Origin of the sequence: Streptococcus pseudopneumoniae ATCC BAA-960 = CCUG 49455, assembly GCF_002087075.1 — a bacterium.
Taxonomy (GTDB): Bacteria; Bacillota; Bacilli; order Lactobacillales; family Streptococcaceae; genus Streptococcus; species Streptococcus pseudopneumoniae.
The window spans coordinates 1-4,784 of the sequence record NZ_MWSM01000055.1 but is presented as its reverse complement, the minus strand read 5'-3'; the positions used below and the strand labels follow the sequence as shown (position 1 = coordinate 4,784).

Sequence of the window (4,784 nt, the reverse complement as noted above, 5' to 3'; positions counted from 1 at the left end):
ACTAAGGTAGAAATTCCAGGAGAAAATGGAACAACAATCACAGTAACAATTGGTGACAATGGTTCAGGTGAAGTACCAAATGACAAGCTTCCGAAAGGTGCTGTGCCAGGTAAAGGTAAAGTAACAGAACCGAACAAGAAACCATCACAACCAGTGGATGTAACAACACCAGCCCGTAAGACACCAACTATTGACTTGGTACAAGATCCTACTACAGGTGACGTTACAGTAACACCTAAGAAACCAGATGGCTCAACTTATCCAGAAGGAACAATGGTAGAACTTCCAGGTAAGGATGGTCGTCCAATTAAAGTGACGATTGGAGCAGATGGTTCAGCTAAGGTTCCAAATGATCAATTACCAGATACTACGGTTGTAGGTAAGGCTAAGATTACAGAACCAGGTAAAGCAGCTGTAGAAGTTCCTAATGTAACAACACCAGCTAAGGTAACAGTCTCTACGGAACAGCCAAGTAAATCACATAATGTATTGCCAAATACAGGAACAGAATCAAATGCGACTCTTGCTTCTCTAGGACTTCTTGGTATGCTAAGTGGACTCGGATTTGCGTTTAGAAAGAAAAAAGAAGACTAAAATAAAAGTTTAGTCAAGCTGATATACATTCTTCTGTATTTTAAAAATGAGCCCTATTAATTCTGCTGATTATTTTAGGAATCGAGTACAAGGGATGTTTAGATGAAAAGCGAACAATTTTAGAATTGTTCGCTTTTTAAATGGCTCTTTGTCAACTGTAGTGTAACGGTAACCGCCCAATAACGAAGTATATTGAAAAATCTCCAGACTAGTGAACTCACGGATAGTTCCTAATTTGGAGATTTCTTATTTGCACTTTTCTTGTACAACTTTAGTCCATGGTAAACAAGCCTCTAAAACCTCTTTGTTTACGAGAGTCTGCTAGTTTGGGGGTCGCTTCAAAAAATTTCCTTCTCACATGCGCCCAACATCCAACAAGTTCAGCTTCTTCCAGTTGACGATAAGCTTCTAGCGGTTCGCAGTTTATCAAGCTTAGCGTCGCCTTTCTCCTAAACCTTGGACTGCTATCGCATAGGCAGAACTAGAGGACTAAAGTCCTAAGTTACTGCCGCAACATGTCACAATGCACATAGCCAGAATAATCTCCTAGGAATTCTTGTACTACTGAACCACTTCGACGCTGATCATGGTGGTAAAGCCTAATCCCTTGTTTCTCAGCTTTCCCAGACAAAAAAGTCCAATAGTAGGTCAGATGGCTATCACTTTCTAAGACCCGATAAGAGGTTTCATCCGCATGAAGAAGAGCGTGTTCTAACAACTTTTCTCGTAAAAGCTTATAAAGGGACTCTAAATAGTATTGACTCGCCTTGATATGCCAATTAGAGATTTCCTTACGTGTGATTGGTAAACCCATCTTAGCCCAATCTTCTTCTTGGCGATAATTGGGAACCTTCAGATTAAACTTCTGATGGATGGTGTGAGCGATTATAGAAGCTGAGCCAAGGCTTATGCGCCAAAGGGGCTTTAGGGATAGGAGCTTTCACGATTTTATCACTCGGATTTTTCTCACTGCATGCTTGGCATTTGTAAGAGTGTTGGATATGATCTATGCGTTTTAATTGCACAGGAATAAAGACTAATTCTTGGCCTTGAAGACTCGCTCCAATCTCTTTTAGCTCTCCCTGACAGTCAGGGCAAATGCAGTCCTCTAAGCGATGATGAACTTCTTCTGAATCAAATTGGGCAAGATGGAGCCTCATAATCCAGTTTAGCAATGATTTCCTTCTATTAATGATATCCATAATTTGGGCATTAGGGTCTTTGATATCGAGTAGTTTTGTGATAAAATGTAATTGTTCCATATGAATCTTTCTAATGATGGTTTGGTTGCTTTTCATTATAGATCTTATGGGACTTTTTTTCTACAACAAAATAGGCTCCATAATATCCATAGGGGATTTTCCTACTACAAATATTATAGAGCCAAAATCTCCAGCCTAGAGAATTCATGAGGGTCTGAAAGGGTCAGGTATTTATGTTTTGTCATAGTAGAGCTCATTTCTAACTCAAACGTCTCACACTAAATTCCACCATAAAAATCTGTTTTAGGCCAATTTCCACTTTGACCAGACTAGGGGGAGTTATCCGAATCATAATTTTAGATAAATATTGGGTAAACATTGGGAAAATACTTGACATATATGTTGTAGAAGAGTATAATGATGGTGATTCAGGTGATTCAGGTGATTCAGGTGATTCAGGTGATTCAGGTGATTCAGGTGATTCAGGTGATTCAGGTGATTAAAAATAATAATAAAGAGGTGACCTAAATGGGGAAGAAAAAGATGATTTTTGCTAGCCTAGCCAGTGCGGTAGTTTTAGGGGCTAGTCTTACTAGCGTTCAGCAATTGGCTGTAAAAGCTGATGAATCAAATACTACTAACACTAGCAAAGCATCCGAAAAATCTAAAAAGGATCTTGAAAAAGCGGAAGCAGCTAGAAAAGAAGCTGAAGCTAAAGTTGCTGAACTACAGAAAAAAGTAGAGGAAGCGAAAGCAAAAGCTGAAGAAGCTGCTAAGAAAGCAAAATCCGAAGCAGATGATGCTAAAGCTGCAGAAGAGGCAAAAGCCAAAGCTGAAAAAGCTAAACAGGCTGCTGATGCTGAGCTAGCTGCTGCTAAAAAGGAAGAAGCTGATGCTAAAGAAGCAGTGATGAAGGCTTTGACAGAACTTGAAAAGGATGCCGAAGCTAAAATTAAGGCAGATGACAAGATTACTGACAAAGCAGCAGCTATTAAAAAAGCAAAAGAGAGAATCGGTAAAGAAGATTTACTAAAAGCAATTGAAAATGGTCAAATCAAGGCCAGTGATGTTGTAAAGGAATTGCCAACAAAGGAAGATGAAGAACGAGTTATTACTAGCAAAGATTCTTCTCTTCCTGAAGAGATAAAAGCTAAAATCAAAAAAGCCGAGGAGGCTGATGCCAAACGTCCACAATCAGAAAAACTGCAAGACAAGGCGGATCAATTGGGGGATGAAATTGACTCTCTAACCAAGCAAGCTAATAAGGCCAAAGCCGAAGCTGAGAAAAAAGCTGCAACTCTGGTAGAAGAAGAGAAAAAACTAGAAGAAGCGAAAGCAGCTCATGAAGCTGCACAAGCTGAATTTGAAAAGGCTGTAGCACTGGCTGAGTCTTATAAAGAAGATATTGATGCTCGTGTTGACGACTTCAATGACACTCTCAAAAAAGCAAAGGAAGCGAGAGACAAAGACCCAGAAGCGAAAGCGAAATATGAGCTTGAAGCTGTCTTGACGCAATTTGAGAAGGCTGCAGAAGATCAAATTAATGCTAACGACAATATTAAGGACAAAGCAGCAGCTATTCAAGCAGCCAAGGCGGCAATCGGTAAGGAAGATTTACTAAAAGCGATTGAAAATGGGGATATCAAGGCTAGTCAAGTTTTGAATGAGTTACCAATAGAGGAAGATGAAAAGAACCCTATTGTTAAGGATAGTGGTGATGTTGTCTATATGTCAAAAGACAAGCTTTCTAAAGATAAAAAAGAAAAAGTTGACAAAGCGAACGAAGCAGACGAGAAACGTCCAGAGTCAGAAAAATTGCAAGATAAGGCGGATCAATTGGAAGATGAGATTGATTCTCTAACCAAGCAAGCTAATAAACTTAAAGCTGACCTTGATAAAAAAGCTAAAGAGCTTGAAGCGAAAGACAAAAATTCTGAAGATTATAAAAAAGCCCAAACTGAATTTGAAGAGAGTTATGAAGTTCTGAAATCTTATGCAGCAGACATTGACGAACGTACCAATGAATTCAACCAGACTCTTAAACAGATAGAAGAAAAGAAAAGCCCAGAAGAGAAAAAAGAAGATCAAGCCAAAGCTGAGCTTGAAGCAGCTTTGACAGAGCTTGAAAAGGCTGCAGAAGCTAAAATTAGGGAAGATAACAGTATTACTGATAAGGAAGCGGCTATTCAAGCAGCTAAAGCGGCAATCGGTAAGGAAGATTTACTAGACGCAATTGAAAGTGGTGCTATCAAGGCTAGTCAAGTTTTGGATGAGTTACCAACAGAGAATGCTAAACCTGACTCTGAAAATAGCAATAAGTTTTATAATGAGAGCAATCTTCCTGAAGAGATAAAAACTCAAATTGAAAAAGCCAAAGCTGAGGATGCCAAACGTCCAGAGTCAGAAAAACTGCAAGACAAGGCGGATCAATTGGGAGATGAAATTGACTCTCTAACCAAGCAAGCTAACAAAGCCAAAGCCGACCTTGAGCAAAAAGCTAAAGCTCTGGAGGAACAACAAAGAAAACTCAAAGAAGCGGAAGAAGCTCGTGCAGCAGCAGAAGCTGAATTTAACCAGGCGGATGCCCTTGTCGAATCTTACGCAGAAGATATTAATTCTCGTGTTGATGACTTCAATAAGACCCTTAAAGAAGTAGAGGAAGCAAAAGCTAAGGAACCAGCTAAAACGGAAGAAGAAACTCCAGTTCAACCCCAAGAAGAAGCAGATGCTAGAATTGCGGAGTTAGAGCAAAAAGCAGCAGAATCGAAGAAAACAGCTGATGATGCGACTGCTAAGGCTGAAAAAGAAAATAATGAAGCAAGAGCAGCTGAAAATTCAAAAGCTGAAGCTGAACAAGCTCAAACAGCTGCTGAAGCTGAACTAGAGAAGGCTAAAGCTGAGGCTGAAAAAGCAAAAGCAAAAGTTGAAGAGCTTGAAAAAGCAGAAAAAGCTGATCAGGAACCAACTAAACCAGCGGAAGATTCAATG

Annotated in this window: 2 protein-coding genes and 2 pseudogenes; 2 read left to right on the top strand and 2 right to left on the bottom strand. The window is 39.6% G+C overall.

Annotated features, from left to right (window positions below; all coding sequences use genetic code 11):
- Window positions 1–594, top strand: a 594-nt coding sequence (locus B4W83_RS12820) for an LPXTG cell wall anchor domain-containing protein (RefSeq protein WP_158083591.1), incomplete at its 5' end; no start/stop codon positions are given.
- 286 nt (window positions 595–880) lie between these two features.
- Here the strand turns inward: B4W83_RS12820 and B4W83_RS14025 are convergent.
- A pseudogene (locus B4W83_RS14025) lies at window positions 881–1,006 on the bottom strand (IS66 family transposase); the annotation flags it as partial.
- Between the two features lie 102 nt (window positions 1,007–1,108).
- Window positions 1,109–1,742, bottom strand: a pseudogene (locus B4W83_RS14020) (IS66 family transposase); the annotation flags it as partial.
- 582 nt (window positions 1,743–2,324) lie between these two features.
- On the opposite strand from B4W83_RS14020, the gene B4W83_RS10245 reads away from it, so the two are divergent.
- The coding region (locus B4W83_RS10245; RefSeq protein ID WP_000516764.1) for a hypothetical protein at window positions 2,325–4,784 on the top strand (2,460 nt) is incomplete at its 3' end.